Below are 18,085 nucleotides of genomic sequence, written 5' to 3' on the forward strand. Positions count from 1 at the left end.
CCTCTCTGCGTTTTTGTTCTAAGTATTCTCTTTTTTCCTTCTCTTCTCCTTCTCTTTCTCCTCCTTCTTCATTCAATTATTCGTGAACTGTGCAATTTTTTATATGTGATGCACTTTAACTGTACATAGTTAAAAATTTACGTATAGATAGTATTTTATAGGGAACGCCCTTTATGCCCACATCTTATAAATATCACTTAAAGTTTGTATAAATACTATCAATAACTACATCAAAAACTGGCCACTGACAGGTGGCTGGCAGCAGAATAAAACATTTTCAGGGCATAATTACTTTGAATTCAGGTGTTTTTCAATATGTTTGTTATATTATTGTGAATTTACCGTTTGATGGAAGGAAAAGGGGTGCAGTAAAAATGGAACGCATATCCTCGGGCATACCTGAACTGGACGACAGACTTAACGGTGGCTATCCAAGGGGCAGGGTAATCATGGTTACCGGGAGTACCGGTACGGGTAAGACCATCTTTGGCATCCATTTCCTTTACAGGACATGCATGGATGGTAAGCGCTGCGTGCTGGTCGCAACCGAGGAGCTTCCTGAAGATATCATCAAGCAGTCGGAAATGCTCGGGTTAGGGCTTTCAAGGTTCTATGAGAACGGGCAACTGGTTATAGAAAAGGCATTCCAGAACCGGTCCGAGAAAGTCCAGACCTCCAAATTCGGTTTCACTCCCGAGGGCCTGGAAATCGAACTCCCTTTACTTGCTGACTATGTGCCTGAAGGAACCGATGTCGTTGTTATTGATAATCTAGGAGTTTTCACCCTTCGCCTTTCGGTCCAGGACTTCAGGGACCAGTTCGATGCCCTTAACTTCATTCTCAGCACAAAAGAAGGTTGCACGGCCATGTTTGTCATGGATGAAACCGCCTGCAAAATGACCCGGGGCCTTGCAGAGTATTCTTCCAGTGGCTCTCTCAGGCTCGTGCTGGGTGAAAATCCCTATACCGGCAACCTTGAGCGCCACATCCATATACCGAAAATGCGAAGAACCTGCATCAAACTGGAGTTGATAAGGTTTGAAATCGGTTCGGGTGGTATCAGTTTGCTTTAATCTGATTTTTCTTGATTTCATCAAGTCTTCTTTTATCTGATTTTTCTTGATTTCAAGTCCGCTTTACTTCTTACGCTCTATTTTTTCAGGGTTCTTATGTTCCGTGGGATGTTTTTCGAAAAATTGAACCTTGATTTAAATCCTTTCCTCTATCTAATTCAGATTTAAATATTCCTGTTCTCTAAGCTTCCGGAAGAACCTCTTGTGTAAAATTTTTTACAATATCGTGGCATCCATTCCGGAAATTTATTAAAAACTTAAATATCATAAACAATAATTAAGAACAGTAAACATTATCAAAATATTATATATCACAGGAAATGGTAATTTCCAGGTCGGACTAAACAATGATCAAAATAGTTACATCTTGCAGGCTTCATATGACTCTTATTGACTTAAACGGGGAGATCGGAAGGGTAGATGGGGGGGCAGGCCTTGCACTTCCAACTCCCAACGTCACGCTAACAGCTGAAAAAGCAGACGAAATCCGGGTTGAAGGCGCGGAGGCTTTTACCGATCGCATGAAACGGGCCGTTGAAGCCGTTCTCCCGGAAGGGGAAGGTGTACGGATAAATGTTGAGTCCCTCATTCCCCCTCATGTTGGATTCGGCTCCGGAACCCAGTCCTCTCTCTCGGCTGCTGCGGCCGTGAACGAGCTCTATGGGCTCGGGATGAGCGTCCGGGACCTCGCGTTTACCGTGCAGCGGGGGGGGACCTCGGGAATAGGTGTAGGAGCATTTGAAAACGGCGGTTTCATTGTTGACGGGGGACACAGGTTCAGGGATAAAGGAGCTTTTTTACCCTCGGCTGCCAGCAGGGTGCCTCCGGGTCCCGTGCTCTTCAGGAGAGATTTCCCGGACTGGAACCTGGTAGTTGCCGTTCCAAATGACAAGGGGATGCACGATGAGGAGGAAGTGGCGGTTTTCAAGAAATTCTGCCCCCTTCCCATAGAAGAAGTCAGGGAGGTTGCTCACGTCGTGCTCATGCAAATGATGCCTGCCGTGATGGAAGAAGATATCGAGAGCTTCGGATCAGCCGTAAACCATGTACAGAACGTGGGTTTCAACAGGCTTGAACACTATGTCTGGCCGGATATTGTCAAGGAAGTCTCAGCCTTCATGCGCACCCGAAGTTACGGTGCCGGGGTGAGCTCATTCGGGCCTGTGGTCTATTCCCTGGTGGATAACAAAGCCGAAGGGCAGGAACTCCAGGCAGAAGTCCAGCAGATGCTCGATGAGTCCTTAGGTGGGACAGTCTTCATGACAAAAGCCAAAAACAGTGGAGCGGAGATTTCCCGGCTTTGATTAGGGGGACCTGAGGTTTGAAATCCCAAATTCAAACCTTTGAATCTCTGAAAAATCTGGCTGCCATATACCGTAAAAACGGGGGCTGTAACTCAACTTTTTGTAACTCAATTTAGTGGGAATGCGGGGGCAAACTGTCGTGTTCATGCTCCGGGATCCTGTGAAACTCCTCGCCTGAGGAACCAAGGGGGTCCACATGGACGACAGCATTTGAGAGGTAACCCAGGTCATGCAGCAGCCTGTGGCGCACTTCCACTGCAACGGCATGGCCGTCTTCCACTGAGAGGCCCGGGTCCACTGCAATGTTCACCTCGGCGTGCAGCCTGTGTCCGAGCCAGCGTACCCTGACCTCGCTCACATCATTCACCTCCTTTACCGTGCCGAGTTCCTCCCTGATCTCATCCACGATTTCGGGGTCAACTCCGTCGAGCATGCGGGACAAAACGGCTTTTCCCGCGTCCAGGACAATGTGGAGGATTGCAACGGTTATGAGCAGTCCGATAAGCGGGTCTGCAAGAGGGTAACCAAGCCAGACTCCCAGCGCCCCGAACAGCACGGCAAGGCTTGTGTACCCGTCCACACGGGCATGATATCCGTCAGCTACCAGGGCGGCACTTCCTATTTCTTTTCCTACGCTTATCCTGAATTTAGCGACCAGTTCGTTGCCTAGAAAGCCTATTAAGGATGCGACAACCACCGCCCCCAGGAAATTCACAGGCTGAGGGGAAAGTAGCCTTTGCACGGATTCATAGGCCGCAACAATGGCACTGAATAAGATCAAAAAAACAATTATGAGCCCAGCGAGGTCTTCTGCTCTCCCGTACCCGTAGGTGAAGCGCTTGCTGGGCTTCTTCCGGGCAAGCAGGAAGGCAAAACCCAGGGGAATCGCAGTTACGGCATCCCCGAAGTTGTGGATGGTATCGGCAAGGAGGGCAACACTGCCCGAGATGTAAACAATGAAGATCTGGAAGAGCGCGGTGAGCATGAGTCCTGCAAAAGACCACCTGACCGCGTAGAGTCCCCTCTCTGTGGAAAGGAGCTCCGGGTCTATTACGCCATGGGTGTGGGAATGAGGGTTTCCGGCGTTAGTTTCCTCTCTCCGGGGGAGTTTTCCGTAATCCCCCTCTTCTTCTAACTCCTGCTCTGCCAGCTCTACCATCTTATCTCACCACATTCCACCGTATCCCGCCGTATCCCACAGTTCTCCCGGAAAACGATGTCTGATATTCCAGAACCGCTATGAGTTCTTCAGAACCACTGATCCAGGGTCTGCTGCCTCCCTCCGGATGCCGCCTTCAGGCGTTCGAAAGCTTTTTCCACCCTGTCCTCCGAGAAATCATGCTCCCTGCAGAGGAATTCGATCAACTTATCATGGTCCGGTTTTTTCCACTTCAGCTCGTAGTCGTCCGTGGTTTCGGGGGATGTAAAGAAATCCCTTATCCGGTCCAGGGCTTCGATTTCAATCTTTTTCTCCCTGAGTATGGCATGGATATCCCCCTGCTTCTTGACCAGTTTCAGGGCGGTTTTCGGGCCCACCTTCTCAAGACCCTTATTGTAGTCCGTGCCCACGCAGATTGCAATGTCGATTAGCTGCTGTCTGTTGATTTCAAGGGCTTTGAGGGTCTCTTCGAGTTCGATCATTTCGGGTTCTACGTCAACGTAAACGTTCTTTCCGGGAAGCTTTCTTTTTCCCGTAATCGCCAGGTTCCGGACAACCGCAGGAGCTCCGAAAAGGAAGGAGTCGTAGTCCTGGGAGGCAACGAAATCCGCATCTTTCTTAAGGGCCATATAGGCAGCCTGGGCTTCGCCTTCGGAGGGTGCCTGGACCCAGGGGATGCCCATAATGTCGAGCAGGTACCTGGCGTCTTCCACAATATGCTGGTCGACCTTTGAAGAAGCCTGGGCGTATTTGTAGGCAGCTTCCCGGTCTCCGGTGGCTTTAGCGGTCTCCCATTTTTCCCGGGCCGATTCCCTTACCTCTTTTCTTTTGTTCAGGGTTTCAGCTTTCAGGTCCGGAGGTTTGCCGTCAAAGACAAAGACCGGCTTGATCCCGGCTTCCACCAGGCTCGTGGTCCGGTAGAGCAGGCCTGAAAGGTGGGAGGTTACCCTCCCTGAGGAGTCTTGCAGGGGATTTCCGTCCCGCTGGCGGATGATGCTTAAAAACTGGTGCAGGGTGTTGAATGCGTCGATTGCAACTACACGGTTTGCAAGGTATGAGAGCTCAACCTTTCTTTTCTGGAGCAGGTCGCCGATATCTGTACCCATGTTTTCCCTCGTGTTTCCTCTGAATTTCCTTCAGCGCATATGGCGCTTTATTCTGTGCTATGTGTTTTATTCTGTGCTTAGTATAGGTTATGCGTACTGAAATTTTATCTTTACCGCATCATTGCTTAGTTAAGTATCTGTTTACCTCAATGGAACAGGGGAAAACTCTGGGAAAAAAGACGGAAGGGTAAATCCTCTCTGGAACGAAAAAATTGAAATATTGAGTAATTCCAGAACTAAAGAATGAAAGACAGATGCCGAAGGATGGGAAAACAGAATGAAAATCGGATGAATCCTAAAAAACCGCGGGTAAATTCAGTCCAGAACCACTTCCACCGATTCGCTCATATTGAAGTTTGAGCCGAAATCCCTGGCATAGAGCGCGGTGTAGTAGGTCCCTTCCGGCAGGTAGTCAAAGACAAATGCCGCATCTTCTCCCACTGAAATCGTTTCCAGCGATATCCATTTCCGGGTCCCGTCATTCCCGTAAAGGGGGGCATATGCGGTGAGGGCATCTCCTCCTTGCGGGCTCAACACCTCCCGTGAAAAAAGAATGTCCCCGTTTTCCAGGTTCTCGTATGGGTTAAGGTATGTATCCACGGTCCCGTTCTCCGGTTCCAGGTAAAGGTAAGCAAGGCAGTTCCTGGCTTTCCCATTCCTTCTAAGTTCGAGTTCCGTGGAGAATATTCGGGTGCCGTCCTCGCTTTCCCCTTCATACGTTGCGGATATGAGGGTGTAAGCGCCTGATTGATTGTCCCGGAAGTAGACCCATTTCCCATCCCATTCCGGGAGGCAGTATGCACTGTCCCCGGAGCAGGCAGCAGGCAGTTTTCCGAAAATGACGGCTCCCCTGGCTGAATTTATGAAGTATACCTGCTCAACCGAAGTCACCCCCGAATCATCTTCAACCGTAAAAGAATCCCCGCTTTTCGAAATCCCGGGTTCTGTCAGGTCCGTGCAGGCCCTGTCCCTATACTCCCCCAGGAAGCCGTACCAGGTATCGGAAACCGAAACTTCGCGGTATTGCCGGTAATTGCCCTCGGTGGCGTGTGGGGAGTATATGGAGACGCCGTGTGCCCCTGGGACGGAGCCGTCATGCCGTGCATAAACCACTAAGCTGTCAAGAGTTTCAAGAAGGTGATCTGCATCCTCTGAAAGGTGGGGAACCTCTTCCCGGACTTCGAGGGTAAAACCCTTCAGGTCCATCGAAATTTCGGCTTCCTGCCGGGGCTCTACCCCGAACTTCCTGGCCCCGGTAAAGGATGCCCCGAGTCCGCAGTAAGCCCTGGGATTTGCGATTTCGGATTTCAGTCCTGCTGCAAGGGTATCAAAACTTTCCAGGACGGCATCGGTTTTTGAAAGGTCCAGGAGGGAGAGGGTCCGCGGGCGCACATGTGTGGGGTTTTCCAGGTAGCTGTCAATGATTTCCCTGCCCACGGCTTCAGGCGGAGCCTCCGGGTGTTCTGCGGCATACTCCGCAAAAGCGGTGTAGTCCCAGCCGTGTGTAGGTTCGATTGTTTCGGAGGCTAGCATATAATCGGCAAAAGGTCCGACTGCTTTTGCAAGTTCGAGGGTGGACATGAGGCAGGCGTCAAAGCCTATGAGGTCGAAATGAAGTTCTGAGGCTGCAAGGGCGCTTTCGAGTTCGGAAATTTCAAGCTTGTCGTAGCCGTGGTTTTCATCAAAGCAAAGTCCCCGGTAGGCGTCTCCGTGGTCCCAGAAAACCAGCAGGACCTTTTCGCTTTCGTAATTGTCCCGGATATAGGAAAGAAAGGTTTCCAGGCTTTTTTTGTCCCCCATATTTGCCCGTGTATATACTTCTCGGTGGTACGCCTCATTGCCCACGACCTCGTCGTCAGCATCCTGCCTCAGGTCTTCCAGATCAGCAATGGTCATGCCTTTCCAGCCTTCCGCAGCAGCCCCTCCGTAAGCCAGCACAACTTCCATGTCCTCCGGGTTTGTGGGCAGACCTTCAAGGATTTCAAGGATATCCCGGCTCGCATACCCGCTTTCAGACTCAAGGTCGCTTCCAACCATATAGATAGCTACAAGAGTAGTAACCTGGAGTTTTCCGGACTCTGTTCCGTCGGCAACAGTTATGTTTCCCTCCATTTCCCCCTGTTCGGGGCCAACGCCGCTCTCAAAGCAGCCGCTGACCAGGAGAAATATGAGGATGAGCACTATGATCCCCAACCTCTTCATTCCAGGTCCCCTGGTCCGGAAACTCCCGGAAATCTCCTCCGGGCTCTCCGGTTTAATAAAAAAATGCGAAAATATTAAAATATAAAAATATTATGATTGGTCTATAGTCTATTCTATTCCTCCATGCCTAATTACCTTTAAGGGGTCAGGCAATGGCATCGAGACGTACGTCGATCACGGAGTCTTCATTAGCGTCAATTTTGGATACGGTCAGAAGATTGCCTTTTCTTTCCAGCAATGTTGTTTTCGTAACCCTTACCTGGTGTCCGTCAGAGGATTTCTTGCTGCCGCTCTTGTGGATGATCAGAAGTTTCTGTCCGGCTTCGGCCCCTTCCCCCATTTTTGAAGCTATATTCCGTATTACCTGCTCGAAATCGGAATAAATTAATATTTCCGATTTATTAACAGCCTTTTTAATAATACCGATTGGTTCCAGATTAAGGTGCATATCTGCGTTCCTTCTTTTCCTCTTTAAACCAAAGGATAAGTAGATTATACATATTTAGGGTTAATAATAACTTACGATCGTGCATCACTTCAATTATATATTTTGATACATCCTCTTTTTCCGACGGTCGCCGTAATAAATCCGATCTGATTTATACATCTTTCGGTACCGTTTCCAATTTGGACGAAAATATTCTCTCTCCTGTTAATACTATCCTTCAAATTTTTAATATTTATCACTATCTTTCTATCTCTTTAGTATTATAATTAAAATCTCTAAATTATTCTCTCTGGTTGTAATTAGATTCCCTGAAAAATCAGGTCGAAGCTACAAAAGACAGGGGATTGCAGGGAGATCTAAATCGGTAACTGGCAGATAAGAGTCGCTTAAAAGAATACTGGAGTATAAAAATGTCGTAGGGAAGGGTGGATCACAAACAAGAGACTGTGGATCTTCTTACTACTCGACTTCTTACTACTTGACTTCTTATTTCTGAAATTCTAACTATGAAACTTCGTGCTCTTCTATATTCTATAATATAGCGCTTAAAGTAAACTGCTAAAGCGCCTGAATTAGTTCTTTTGCAAAGCTGAAGCTCTCGAAAAACAGCCCTGAGGGCTCAACGCTCCCATCTCGCAAAAAGCCTGCCTTTTTTAAAAAAGGAGTGCCATACAGCTTAGTGGTATTTCCTGCGGTTGAATTCGTAAATGGCGTTGTCGACCTTGCTTACGAGCTCATTCATCTTGTCTTCGATGTTGTTTTCCGTGTTCTGGATGTTTGCCCTGAGGGAACGATCCTTTGATTCCATCTTTTCCTCGAGACTCCGAAGCCTGGCATCGATCGAGATCAGCATTGCGGATAACGTCGCGATGAGGATCATCACCGAGATGATGATAAGGGGGTTTGAGGGCTTGTACGTGAACCTTCTAAGCCATTCAAAGGATAGAAGGAAAGATGACAGGACCATCACAACAAAAAATACGGTATCTCTCGTTTCCATTGTATACCTCTAACATACTAGTTATGGAAATTCTCTGCACTGCCATGATTTCCGTGAAAATATCTCTAACATTGTATATTTTTTGGCGGAAATACTTTCGCTGAAATATTTTGCGGGTTTTCTATTTTTTTCTATTTTTTACACAGATATGCTATTTATTTTTTTGCACAAATTATTTATCTTTCCTTTCCCAACTTCTACCTCTTTCCCGTATGATGTCTAAAAATAGCGTCAGCGCTGTAATATCTCGAAATATTTGTGGATATTTTTTTAATGTCCGGTTACGCGAAGGAATCGGTTTTAAAAACGTTATCTCTTGTGCACTTTCACTGGTAGCATAGGTAAATATACGTTACGGCATATCTTAACAAGAAGATTTAGAGGGAAATCCCATTACCAGAGGTCTGAATGCCTGAATACATAATCATTTTTCAGAGGAACTTCTACCTCCCGTCGATCAGATGGTGAACCTATCGGTCAACTGTATGAAATAATATTTCTGAAAGACAGTAAATTTATAAAGGAATAGTAAAGGCATAGTGTCAAGAATTAAGGAGCACAGGTACTTGACTTTCAGTAAGCAATCACTAGCGGCATATTTTCCAATGATTACCATGGCAGGGCTGATCCTTTTAGTACAGGCCCTGGCGCTTTTCATGGCCACCCCTATGGAAATTAATGAAATGCAGGCATTTGAGGACCCGACACAGGTATCTCATTCCATCTACTACATCGGGCTAATCCTGGCCTTCACCGTGCTCGTCCTGATCGCAATAAAAAAGAATATGACGTGGCTCATCAGCTTATTTATATACTTTGCGGTCCTCAGCACCCTTTACTATGTATTCTTCGCTCTGTTGACCCTCTTCCCCTCACTTGCAGGACTTGAAGTTCTGGTTTCAACCCTGCTCTCTGCAGGGCTGACAGTGCTGCTTTACAAATATCCGGAGTGGTATGTTATTGACATTGTGGGGATTTGCATAGCTAGCGGAGTCAGTGCCCTCCTAGGGATTTCCATGTCCGTTATCCCGGTAGTCGTCCTCCTCCTGCTCCTTGCAATCTATGATGCCCTCTCCGTCTACAAGACAAAGCACATGATCACCCTCGCCGAAGGGGTAATGGATCTGAAACTTCCCATCCTTTTCGTAATTCCCAAACAGCGCGGTTACTCTTTCCTGAAGGAAAACTTCGCGGAAGGGGAAAAGAGGGAAGCCTTTTTCATGGGGCTCGGGGACGCTGTCATGCCTACCCTGCTGGTGGTATCGGCAAGTATCTTTATGGAAAACGGCGGGCCAATAACCTATCCTGTACTGGGAGCCATGCTCGGAACCCTGGCAGGATACTTTGCCCTCTCCATCCTTGTCATGAAGGGGAAACCCCAGGCAGGGCTTCCTTTCCTGAACAGCGGGGCAATTCTTGGCTTTTTCGCAGGAGTTTTCGTTTCAGGGTCAGCAATAATGTGAATGTTGCTGTATGATGTTGCTGTATGATGTTGCTGTATGAATGTCTAAACGTAACTTTCACCCTCATCATTTAATTTATTTTTATAATTTTTCTTCTCCCTGCTGTCTTCTCAGTTATCACAAAGATTTTTTTATTTTACAGGTTTATCCTTTCCTATGGCCAAACGAATCGCCGTGGTCTTCGACAGTGCCGGGACCCTTCTCCATATGTACAGGGTTGCAAAAGAAGCCGCAACGGGCCGTATTCTTGAAAACATAGAGAGCACCGCAATTGTTGCAAAGAAGAATGGGTGCGGGCTCGTTGTCCTGAATGCCGAAAACGAAACCATACTCCGGTCCAGGGAAGAAATGCTCCTTTTTGAGTTCATAGAAGAGTATAGGGTCCCGATAGGGATTAGTTGCTCAAAGGGAGAATTGTCCTTGGAAACCGTCTGTGAGATCATAAAAGGAACGCAACTCCGGATGGGAGACGTCCATGAAGTTCTTCACGCAGTTTCTGCCCGCTGTCCGAACATCTTTTACCTGGCCGCAGGGCTGATTGTAGACTCAAAGGCCCGGGACGTGCCCTATGTGCTCAGTACGGGAGGGCAGGTTTTTGCTACCACTCTGGAAACCCTCCGGGCTCTCCAGGCAATGAAGGTGGACACCTACATAGCATCCGGCGACAGCATGCGCACCCTCTCTCAACTTGCGGAATACATTGGCATACCCCCCGAAAGGATCTTTGCCCTCGCAACTACAACTATGAAGGAGGAAGTCGTTCTTAAGCTAAAAAACAAATATGAAAAGGTGATCATGGTAGGGGACGGTATTAACGATATCCTTGCCCTGAGGGCAGCAGACCTGGGAATAATGACGGTCCAGCAGGGTGATAAAAGACCTGAAAAACTCAAGGAAGCCGCCGATCTGGTGCTCGATGATATTATAAAGGTTGTGGATGTGGTAAAGGGACTATGAAGGGATTACAAATTTCGGGAGAATCCGGCGCCGCATCCCGGTTCCTGGAGTTAACAGTGAGAAAATAATGCGTTATGTTTATGTAATGTTCATTCTTATGTACTTGTTGCCCAAATGTGTGAAATTATTTATTTATGTTAAAATACTGGTTCCGTTAGAGCAGTTTCTTTTCAAACTCTTTGGAACCTGTCCCGACAGGCGGGAAACCCCACATTAAAAAATAATTTGCAGCTCATAGTTTGCGGAGGAAAATTCATGTCAATATTTATTGAAGTTAAAAACCTTACTGTAGATTTTGACGGTGTCAAGGCCCTGAAAAATGTAAGTCTTACTATCAACGAAGGAGAAGTTGTCGGAATTCTGGGGAGAAGCGGGTCTGGAAAGACCATCCTCATGCACGTGTTACGAGGGACCGAATCTTTTGACAACATTTCCGGAGAAGTGATCTACCACCTTGCTCGCTGTGAAAAGTGCGGCTATATCGAACGCCCCAGCAAGGTAAGTCAGAAATGTCCGGTCTGCAGTGAGGAACTCCTGGCTTTTGAAGCGGATTTTGTAAAACTTTCTCTCTATGACCCTCTCAGGAAAGAGATTGCAAAAAGGATTGCGATCATGCTCCAGAGAACCTTTGCCCTCTACGGGGACGAAAGGGTCCTTGTAAATGTCATGAACTCCCTTAACGAAATCGGGTACAAGGGCGAAGACGCCATGAAAAAGGCGGTTGAACTCTTGGAAGAGGTAAACCTGAACCACCGCATGATGCACGTAGCAAGGGAACTTTCCGGGGGCGAAAAGCAGAGAGTGGTGCTTGCCAGGCAGCTCGTCAGAAATCCCCTGATCCTGCTGGCAGACGAGCCCACAGGTACCCTTGACCCGATGACTGCAAAACTGGTCCATGAAGCCATTATGAGGGCAGTTGATAATTACAATATGAGCATGGTATTGACTTCCCACTGGCCCGAGGTAATCGAGCAGCTTGCGGACAAGGCGATTCTGCTCGAAAATGGGGAGGTCACCATGACCGGGGACCCCATTGAAGTCTCCACAGCCTTCATGGAGAGCGCGTCCATGATTAGACAGGATAAGGACGTGATGGTGGGGGACTCAATTATCCGCGTAAGAGACCTTGCAAAGCGCTACATCTCGGTGGACCGCGGAGTTGTCAGGGCAGTGGACAAAATCTCCTTTGACGTAAAAGAAGGCGAAATCTTCGGGCTTGTCGGAGTGAGTGGTGCGGGCAAGACGACCACCTCCAAGATCCTCATGGGAATTTTACCCCCCACTGAAGGGGAAGTAGAAGTCCGTGTAGGGGACGAATGGGTGGACATGACCAAGTTAGGCGTGGACAACAAAGGCAGGGCAACCAAGTACATGGGTTTCCTGCATCAGGAATACGGGCTTTACACTCACAGCTCTGTCATTGACAACCTGACCGAGTCCATCAGCCTGGATCTGCCTTTCGAACTTGGGGTAAGGAAAGCGGTTATGACCCTTAAGGCTGCGGGATTCGATGAAGATAAGGCAAAAGCCGTTCTAACCAAAATGACTGATGAACTGAGCGAAGGGGAGCGGCACAGGATTGCACTTGCCCAGGTTCTTATCAAGGAGCCGAGAATCGTGATCATGGATGAGCCTACCGGGACAATGGACCCGATTACAAAGGTTGCGGTCACAAACTCTATCCTCAAAGCCAGAGATGAAATCGGAGAGACTTTCGTTGTCGTCTCCCACGACATGGACTTTGTAAATGAAATCTGCGACCGGGTCGCCCTTATGCGCGATGGAAAGATCGTGGACCTTGGAGTGCCTAATTCCGTACTTTCTCAACTTACGGATGAAGAAAAGCTCAAGGCTGCAGAAGAATTATAAATGTGCTTTCCCCTCTTAGTATAGAAAATACTAAGATGAGGTGCTGGATTACGAGTAAAAAGATTAGCGTAGAGGTGAACGGGCAGCAATTCGAGTTGCCTGAAGGCTCTACACTTGGAGACGCCCTGAAAGTTTCCAATGCTCCCTATAGAGCCGGTACAGCGATCGGAATTTTGAAAATGACCGCTGAAAGGAAATCGGAAGTCATCACTGAATACGCTATCAACACAACGAAAGGGGAATTCAGGATCGAACTTGAAGATTCCGATTCTCCCTCCGGAAAATTATGGGCTGAAAACTTCAAAGAATATGAAGGGAAAAACGTCCATTGGGCAGGTCCGGAAGCTTTGGCTTTCGGGCCTTTTGAAGCCGAATTGAAGCCTGAGCGAGGGCTCAGAGGTTTTGAAGCTTTTGATGTTGTGTTCGGAGCCGGTGGATTCGATCCGGGGAACACACACCTGATCATTTCCAGGAAAAGGCATGCTGCAGAATATGGAACTCCTGAAGAGGGGGTTTTTGCAAAAGTCATAGGTGGAAAAAACTTATTAAATCGGCTTTCAAAAGATGACTCCATTCTGAACATAGAACCGATAATCGAATGGGAGCAACTTGCAGAAAAAACCTGCACAGGTGACCTTTCAACTTCTATCGAAGACGGGGCAAGCATATTCACTTATTTTGAGATCGAGCTTTCCAGAAACGCCCCTGTGGGTGCAGAGCATTTCTATGCCCTGTCCCGGGAAGGGGTTTTGAAAGTTGACTATGTGGCCAGTTCTTTTATTTCGGATAATTCCCTCCGGGAAGAAATCGCTCCTTACGAAAACTTTGAACCGCGGACAGAAGGTGCCGTTTCGGTCAGGACTGTAGGGTACGGGACAGGCAAGGTCTACATATCAAGAGAGGACAGGCCTTCCAGTCTCGTACACTCTGTCGTAGGGCATGTGACGAAGGGGCTGGAACTAGTGAAACTTGCCGAGAAAGGACAGGAACTTGCGGTAGAGAGTCTTCCGCCTCAGCTTGTTCTTCTGGGTCACAGTTTTGAAGAAGTAGAACCTGTGCTTTCGTCCATAGGGGTGGAACTGGTAAAAGAAGGATATACAGAAGAAGACGCGGTAATTGTGAGACAGGAGCCCGCGACCACTCTCGAGATCCTCGGGGATGCTAAAGTTACTGCTTTTGCTGTGCCCGGGTCAAAACTCGTAAAAGTGGAACTCTACCCTGAAAAGGCTCCCAAATCAGTGGACTTTTTCCGCCATTCCCTGGAACTCAAGACAAAAACCGTAGGGCAGTTGCTTGTTAGCATGGTCTATGAAAATACCTACCTTTTCAGGGCCGAGAAAGTAGAAGCCATTAAGTATAAAGAGATCCTGCCCGAAAACAGCCCCCGGGACAAAGTCCTTGCCGGAGAATTCGGGATCACAAATCAATCGGCAAAGAGGATGGGAAACATCGGGGTAAAACTTGTGGATGACGACCTTTTCGGCCCTACCGGGGAAAAGTTCTCCTCAACAAATATAATTGGCCGGGTTATTGATCCTGAGAAACTGAAGGGCATCAAGGAAGGAGATATAATATACGTAAGTGAAGCTATACGTAAGTGAAGCTATACGTAAGTTAACGCTCATCAAAGTGGATCTATATGTAAATAAACGTCATTAAAGTGGATCTATACGTAAATAAACCCGTTTATCAATTCAGTTATATGAATACAATATCTGCGAATAGGTTCACGCGCGTGAATTTTATCACAGGCGGATCTCACCGCAGGTAAAGTCTCCCGCAAGCTTAGGAGAGACGGAAAATGACAGACGTTAAACAGGAAGAAATTACAAAGGTCATCGTAATCAGTTCGGATAAGGTGTTGCCTGTAGATGCAGCCATGAAGATTTACGAATCAGAGTTTCCCGTCACGGTAAAGGAAACCTGTTTCGGGCTGATCGTGACCGGGCCTGCTGAAGATGTCCTGATGGTGACGGAAGAAATCCGGAAACTTGATAAAAACCATATTTTCGTTAAGGACAGAGGATTCCCCGCAGGAGACGAACGGCGCTGCCGTGCATCCCGGGGTGGGGGGCCGAGGCCCGGATTTCATTTCCTCAGGGAAGAAGTGCGGATGCTCCCTGCCATAGGGACTGCACTTGATGAACTCGAGGTAAAAGAACCCTTGAAAAAGAGCCGTGGGAAAAAGGACAAACTTAAGGTATCAGAATTAGAAAAAATCATTGAAGCGGAAATTGCGAGGTGAGTGTGTTTGGCGAAGATTTTCATTTATCCTGTAAACAGTCTTATCCTTGCGGACCTGGTTGAGCGCTTCGGGCACAAGCCCCTTGCTGTCATGAACCAGGTGCGCGAAAAAGTTACGAATATCAGCCTTGACTCACCCCCGGTCAATATCACCCCCGAAGACCCGAAAATAGGGCTTCGATATGCTGCAGTGGAGGTTCCTGCCGGGGTAAGGGGCAGGATGTCCCTTATCGGTCCCCTGATCGAAGAAGCGGAAGCGGCAATCATTGTACATGAACCTCCCGTGGACTTCGGATGCGTGGGCTGCAACCGCACGAACGAACTTATGAAGTACCTTGTCCGCTCGAAAGATATCCCCATACTTGAGCTCAGGTACCCTGAAGCCGAAGAAAACGCCCAGGAGTTCGTGTACAAAATCGCAGCTTTCCTGGAAGCACTGTCGGGGGAGGAAGAAAAATGAGTGAGGAGCTTGAAACCGTCAAAATAGCTCTGGTATCCTGCGGCTCCGAATATTCGGGTGTCCAGCCCGAATTTGAAGCTGCTGCCGCCGAAGTAAACGCAAAGTTCGTGTACCCTGAAATTGATGTCGCAGGCCTGGACAGCATAGGAAAGGAGTTCGGGCTTGAGGTGGCCAGCGGGGATCTCCTGCTAATGATGGCCAGGGCAAAAGCCGTTGTAGAAGGCACAACCCACGTTGACGGGGTCTTTATTACTACCTGTTTCCGCTGTGCTGAAGGGGCGATTGTCCGAAACGAAGTCCGAAGGTATATTCACAAGCACTCGGATATCCCGGTAATCAGTTATTCTTTCACCGAAAGGACCACTGCCGGAACCCTGTTAACAAGGCTGGAGGCCCTGACAACCGTTGCTCGGCGCAGGCACCTTCTGGCAAGGGAGGTACAGACAGGCCTGACCGCAGGCATTGACTCGGGTTCCACCACGACCAAAGCCGTGGTCATGAGAGACAACGAGGTCATTGGGTCGGGCTGGGTGCCTACCACTAAAGTCCTGGAAAGTGCCGACGAAGCGTATTCCCTTGCTCTTGAAGAAGCAGGGGTTTCCAGGGACGAAATCCAGGCTCTTGGGACCACAGGTTACGGGCGTTTCCTGATTGGGAAACATTTCAATGCTCAGTTGATTCAGGAAGAAATCACGGTAAACTCCAAGGGAGCGGTCTATCTTGCAGACTGCCAGAAAGGCCCTGCAACTGTCATTGATATTGGCGGGATGGACAACAAGGCGATCTCCGTGGACGACGGGATCCCCGGTATGTTTACCATGGGAGGGATCTGTGCCGGAGCTTCGGGGCGTTTCTTTGAGATGATCTCAAAACGCCTGGGAGTGGACATCACGGAACTTGGATCCCTTGCAGTTAAAGGCATGCAGGAAAACGTAACCATGAACAGTTACTGTATAGTCTTCGGGATCCAGTCCCTGGTAAACTCCCTTGCCAAGGGGGCTGTCCCTGAAGATGTTGCTGCCGCAGCCTGTTATAGTGTGGTCGAGCAGATCTTTGAACAGCAGCTCCAGGAAGTGGACGTAAAAGAACCCCTCATCCTGGTCGGGGGCTCTTCCCTGATCGAGGGAGTCCCGAAAGCTCTCGGAGACCTTCTCAAGATCGACGTCCTTGTGCCAAAGAGCTCTCATCTGATAGGGGCAGTCGGGGCGGCTTTGCTTGCTTCCGGCTATGTGGAGGAGTGAAGTGGCATGGATGCGCTTGAGACCTTTATTGTTGAATCGGCAATTGATTCGGAAACGGCCTTTTACAGGCAGATTATCGAGGATAACCTCTCGAGTCTCAAGCTCGGGCCGGCAATAGGGAGAATAAAAGTTGTGCTGCGGCCGGAAGACTCCCTCTTCCAGATGGCAATCATTCTCCGGGACGTAGGCACGAAGGTCACAACCCTTGATATGGCTGACGTGGAAGCAAAAACAGGAGCTTCCCACGAGGTTGTTATCTCGATCAAAAAAGAACGGTATATCCCGGAGCTTCTCAAGAAACTCTGGGTGCGCCACGGGAAGGCTAACATCAGGCAGCCTGACCGCTGGACCGTTGCCGTGGACTCGGACAATCCCCAGGAAGAAGCCGAGTTTATAGGAAAGATGATTGTGGCCGATCCCAGGCACACTCTGCACGAAGACCTTGTGGACTTTGCAATCCGGGTGACCCCCGAAGGGTTCAGGGTCCGCTATCACCTGTTCAAAGGCAACCGTTTTGTCTTCGTGGCATCCGAAGAAGCCATGGATAGGGAATGGATCGAAGAAGCAGGAGCAATGCTTGAAAAATTAATGGCAGGAGGGAAAACAAAATGACGTCTATATTCCTCCCCTATCTTTACACCGGCGGGGTTCATAAGCACGGGCTTATTCTGGAACTGCTGGAAGACCTTGGAGGATACATAATCCAGAAAGTTGTTACCGGGACCGAAGTCAACCTTATCATGCTTATTCCCGAGAAGGACGTGCACCTGGTAAAGGAACTTTCCAAGGAGTTGCTCGGGGTCCTGCTCAAGGCTTCCCTTACGGGAGTTGAAATAGCAGTTGTTTCTCCCACTCTTGCCTCTCACCATCTTCCTCACTCTGCCTGCGATGTGGCAGAGTACCTCCGTCATCCCGGAGCCAATACCAATATGATCGGGCTTGCCCGGGGGATGGGGCGAAGAGTTTCCCTGTCCATGGACTACGAGAGAAAGCTGATCAATGAACATGACATTGCGGTGTTCACTTTTGGGTCTTTCAGTGACTGCATTATAAATAAGAAACCCAAACTCTTTGAGGGTATCGAGATCCCTATTGTAGTTACAGGCGGCCCGTACCTGAAGACCGAAGACGTTCCTGGAGCAGACCTTTACGTTGGGGGCATAGGCAGGGTTTCCCACCGACTCAGGCAAAAAAATGAAACCGATGCTCTGGATGCGCTCAACGAGGGAGTAGGAAAGGTCGTAGACAAGATCCGAAAGCAGCTTGCAAAAGATCCCCTTGCCATTTTGCCGGCCAGGGTTATGAAGGAAATCGAAAACCAGGTCCCTGCAATCAACAGGGTGCTTTCTCCGGCTCCTATTACCATGCAGCTGAATGGACTCAGGGTCAAACTGCCCTATGATGAATACCATGAGAGGCTCGAAAACCTGGAGTTTGATGAAGGGGTCGTACTTTCGGAACTTGCAAATATTTCCCGATCAAAAATGAAAAATTATATATTGATAAAGATCAAATCTAAGTCTGACGTTGGTTTTGCAATTTGACCCGGATTTTGCCCA

At 48.4% G+C, this 18,085-nt stretch carries 16 protein-coding genes; 11 read left to right on the forward strand and 5 right to left on the reverse strand.

Annotation, left to right across the window (positions count from 1 at the left end; all coding sequences use genetic code 11):
• Positions 1 to 374 precede the first annotated feature (374 nt).
• Both MSMTP_RS02310 and MSMTP_RS02315 read left to right on the forward strand, forming a co-directional pair.
• Positions 375 to 1,073 carry an ATPase domain-containing protein gene (locus tag MSMTP_RS02310; RefSeq protein WP_048177529.1) on the forward strand — a complete coding sequence of 233 codons (699 nt, stop codon included), beginning with the start codon at positions 375 to 377 and terminating at the stop codon, positions 1,071 to 1,073.
• A gap of 347 nt (positions 1,074 to 1,420) precedes the next feature.
• Positions 1,421 to 2,377, forward strand: a complete 957-nt coding sequence (locus MSMTP_RS02315; RefSeq protein WP_048177531.1) for a beta-ribofuranosylaminobenzene 5'-phosphate synthase — start codon at positions 1,421 to 1,423, stop codon at positions 2,375 to 2,377.
• Positions 2,378 to 2,489: 112 nt separating this feature from the next.
• Here the strand turns inward: MSMTP_RS02315 and MSMTP_RS02320 are convergent, their stop codons facing one another.
• From MSMTP_RS02320 to MSMTP_RS02340, 5 genes are all read right to left on the reverse strand, one after another.
• Positions 2,490 to 3,536, reverse strand: a complete 1,047-nt coding sequence (locus MSMTP_RS02320) for a cation diffusion facilitator family transporter (RefSeq protein ID WP_082090463.1) — start codon at positions 3,534 to 3,536, stop codon at positions 2,490 to 2,492.
• A gap of 89 nt (positions 3,537 to 3,625) precedes the next feature.
• Positions 3,626 to 4,642, reverse strand: a complete 1,017-nt coding sequence (gene fen / locus MSMTP_RS02325; RefSeq protein WP_048177532.1) for a flap endonuclease-1 — start codon at positions 4,640 to 4,642, stop codon at positions 3,626 to 3,628.
• A gap of 315 nt (positions 4,643 to 4,957) precedes the next feature.
• On the reverse strand, positions 4,958 to 6,844 hold the full coding sequence (locus MSMTP_RS02330) for a clostripain-related cysteine peptidase (RefSeq protein WP_082090464.1): 1,887 nt from the start codon (positions 6,842 to 6,844) through the stop codon (positions 4,958 to 4,960).
• 145 nt (positions 6,845 to 6,989) lie between these two features.
• Complete coding sequence (locus MSMTP_RS02335; RefSeq protein ID WP_048177535.1) at positions 6,990 to 7,292, reverse strand: hypothetical protein; 303 nt, start codon at positions 7,290 to 7,292, stop codon at positions 6,990 to 6,992.
• A gap of 676 nt (positions 7,293 to 7,968) precedes the next feature.
• Complete coding sequence (locus MSMTP_RS02340; protein WP_048177537.1) at positions 7,969 to 8,292, reverse strand: hypothetical protein; 324 nt, start codon at positions 8,290 to 8,292, stop codon at positions 7,969 to 7,971.
• 605 nt (positions 8,293 to 8,897) lie between these two features.
• Here MSMTP_RS02340 and MSMTP_RS02345 point away from each other — a divergent pair.
• From MSMTP_RS02345 to MSMTP_RS02385, 9 genes are all read left to right on the forward strand, one after another.
• Positions 8,898 to 9,755 (forward strand): presenilin family intramembrane aspartyl protease PSH, encoded by an 858-nt coding sequence (locus MSMTP_RS02345; protein ID WP_231582893.1) that lies wholly within the window; start codon positions 8,898 to 8,900, stop codon positions 9,753 to 9,755.
• A gap of 156 nt (positions 9,756 to 9,911) precedes the next feature.
• Positions 9,912 to 10,712 (forward strand): HAD family hydrolase, encoded by an 801-nt coding sequence (locus tag MSMTP_RS02350; protein WP_048177540.1) that lies wholly within the window; start codon positions 9,912 to 9,914, stop codon positions 10,710 to 10,712.
• Positions 10,713 to 10,967: 255 nt separating this feature from the next.
• Positions 10,968 to 12,581 (forward strand): methyl coenzyme M reductase system, component A2, encoded by a 1,614-nt coding sequence (gene atwA / locus MSMTP_RS02355; protein WP_048177542.1) that lies wholly within the window; start codon positions 10,968 to 10,970, stop codon positions 12,579 to 12,581.
• Positions 12,582 to 12,616: 35 nt separating this feature from the next.
• Entirely contained in the window at positions 12,617 to 14,182 is a 1,566-nt protein-coding gene (locus MSMTP_RS02360; RefSeq protein ID WP_048182527.1) for a methanogenesis marker 3 protein, read from the forward strand.
• A gap of 200 nt (positions 14,183 to 14,382) precedes the next feature.
• The gene (locus MSMTP_RS02365; protein WP_048177544.1) at positions 14,383 to 14,826 is read left to right on the forward strand and encodes a methanogenesis marker 6 protein; all 444 of its coding nucleotides are present in this window, start codon (positions 14,383 to 14,385) and stop codon (positions 14,824 to 14,826) included.
• Between the two features lie 6 nt (positions 14,827 to 14,832).
• Positions 14,833 to 15,285 (forward strand): methanogenesis marker 5 protein, encoded by a 453-nt coding sequence (locus tag MSMTP_RS02370; protein WP_048177546.1) that lies wholly within the window; start codon positions 14,833 to 14,835, stop codon positions 15,283 to 15,285.
• Positions 15,282 to 16,526: a methanogenesis marker 15 protein gene (locus MSMTP_RS02375; RefSeq protein WP_048177548.1), complete on the forward strand. Its 1,245-nt coding sequence runs from the start codon at positions 15,282 to 15,284 to the stop codon at positions 16,524 to 16,526. The genes MSMTP_RS02370 and MSMTP_RS02375 overlap by 4 nt, the downstream gene beginning before the upstream one ends.
• Before the next feature lie 6 nt (positions 16,527 to 16,532).
• The gene (locus tag MSMTP_RS02380) at positions 16,533 to 17,138 is read left to right on the forward strand and encodes a methanogenesis marker 17 protein (protein ID WP_048177550.1); all 606 of its coding nucleotides are present in this window, start codon (positions 16,533 to 16,535) and stop codon (positions 17,136 to 17,138) included.
• The gene (locus tag MSMTP_RS02385; RefSeq protein WP_048177552.1) at positions 17,135 to 18,070 is read left to right on the forward strand and encodes a methanogenesis marker 7 protein; all 936 of its coding nucleotides are present in this window, start codon (positions 17,135 to 17,137) and stop codon (positions 18,068 to 18,070) included. Before MSMTP_RS02380 ends, MSMTP_RS02385 begins: the two co-directional genes overlap by 4 nt.
• Positions 18,071 to 18,085: the final 15 nt, after the last annotated feature.

Source organism: Methanosarcina sp. MTP4 (assembly GCF_000970045.1).
Taxonomy (GTDB): domain Archaea; phylum Halobacteriota; class Methanosarcinia; order Methanosarcinales; family Methanosarcinaceae; genus MTP4.

Coding starts and splice junctions, on each gene's coding strand:
- MSMTP_RS02310 (WP_048177529.1), top strand. CDS start 375: ATGGAACGCATATCCTCGGGCATACCTGAACTGGACGACAGACTTAAC.
- MSMTP_RS02315 (WP_048177531.1), top strand. CDS start 1,421: ATGATCAAAATAGTTACATCTTGCAGGCTTCATATGACTCTTATTGAC.
- MSMTP_RS02320 (WP_082090463.1), bottom strand. CDS start 3,536: ATGGTAGAGCTGGCAGAGCAGGAGTTAGAAGAAGAGGGGGATTACGGA.
- fen (WP_048177532.1), bottom strand. CDS start 4,642: ATGGGTACAGATATCGGCGACCTGCTCCAGAAAAGAAAGGTTGAGCTC.
- MSMTP_RS02330 (WP_082090464.1), bottom strand. CDS start 6,844: ATGAAGAGGTTGGGGATCATAGTGCTCATCCTCATATTTCTCCTGGTC.
- MSMTP_RS02335 (WP_048177535.1), bottom strand. CDS start 7,292: ATGCACCTTAATCTGGAACCAATCGGTATTATTAAAAAGGCTGTTAAT.
- MSMTP_RS02340 (WP_048177537.1), bottom strand. CDS start 8,292: ATGGAAACGAGAGATACCGTATTTTTTGTTGTGATGGTCCTGTCATCT.
- MSMTP_RS02345 (WP_231582893.1), top strand. CDS start 8,898: ATGATTACCATGGCAGGGCTGATCCTTTTAGTACAGGCCCTGGCGCTT.
- MSMTP_RS02350 (WP_048177540.1), top strand. CDS start 9,912: ATGGCCAAACGAATCGCCGTGGTCTTCGACAGTGCCGGGACCCTTCTC.
- atwA (WP_048177542.1), top strand. CDS start 10,968: ATGTCAATATTTATTGAAGTTAAAAACCTTACTGTAGATTTTGACGGT.
- MSMTP_RS02360 (WP_048182527.1), top strand. CDS start 12,617: ATGAGGTGCTGGATTACGAGTAAAAAGATTAGCGTAGAGGTGAACGGG.
- MSMTP_RS02365 (WP_048177544.1), top strand. CDS start 14,383: ATGACAGACGTTAAACAGGAAGAAATTACAAAGGTCATCGTAATCAGT.
- MSMTP_RS02375 (WP_048177548.1), top strand. CDS start 15,282: ATGAGTGAGGAGCTTGAAACCGTCAAAATAGCTCTGGTATCCTGCGGC.
- MSMTP_RS02380 (WP_048177550.1), top strand. CDS start 16,533: ATGGATGCGCTTGAGACCTTTATTGTTGAATCGGCAATTGATTCGGAA.
- MSMTP_RS02385 (WP_048177552.1), top strand. CDS start 17,135: ATGACGTCTATATTCCTCCCCTATCTTTACACCGGCGGGGTTCATAAG.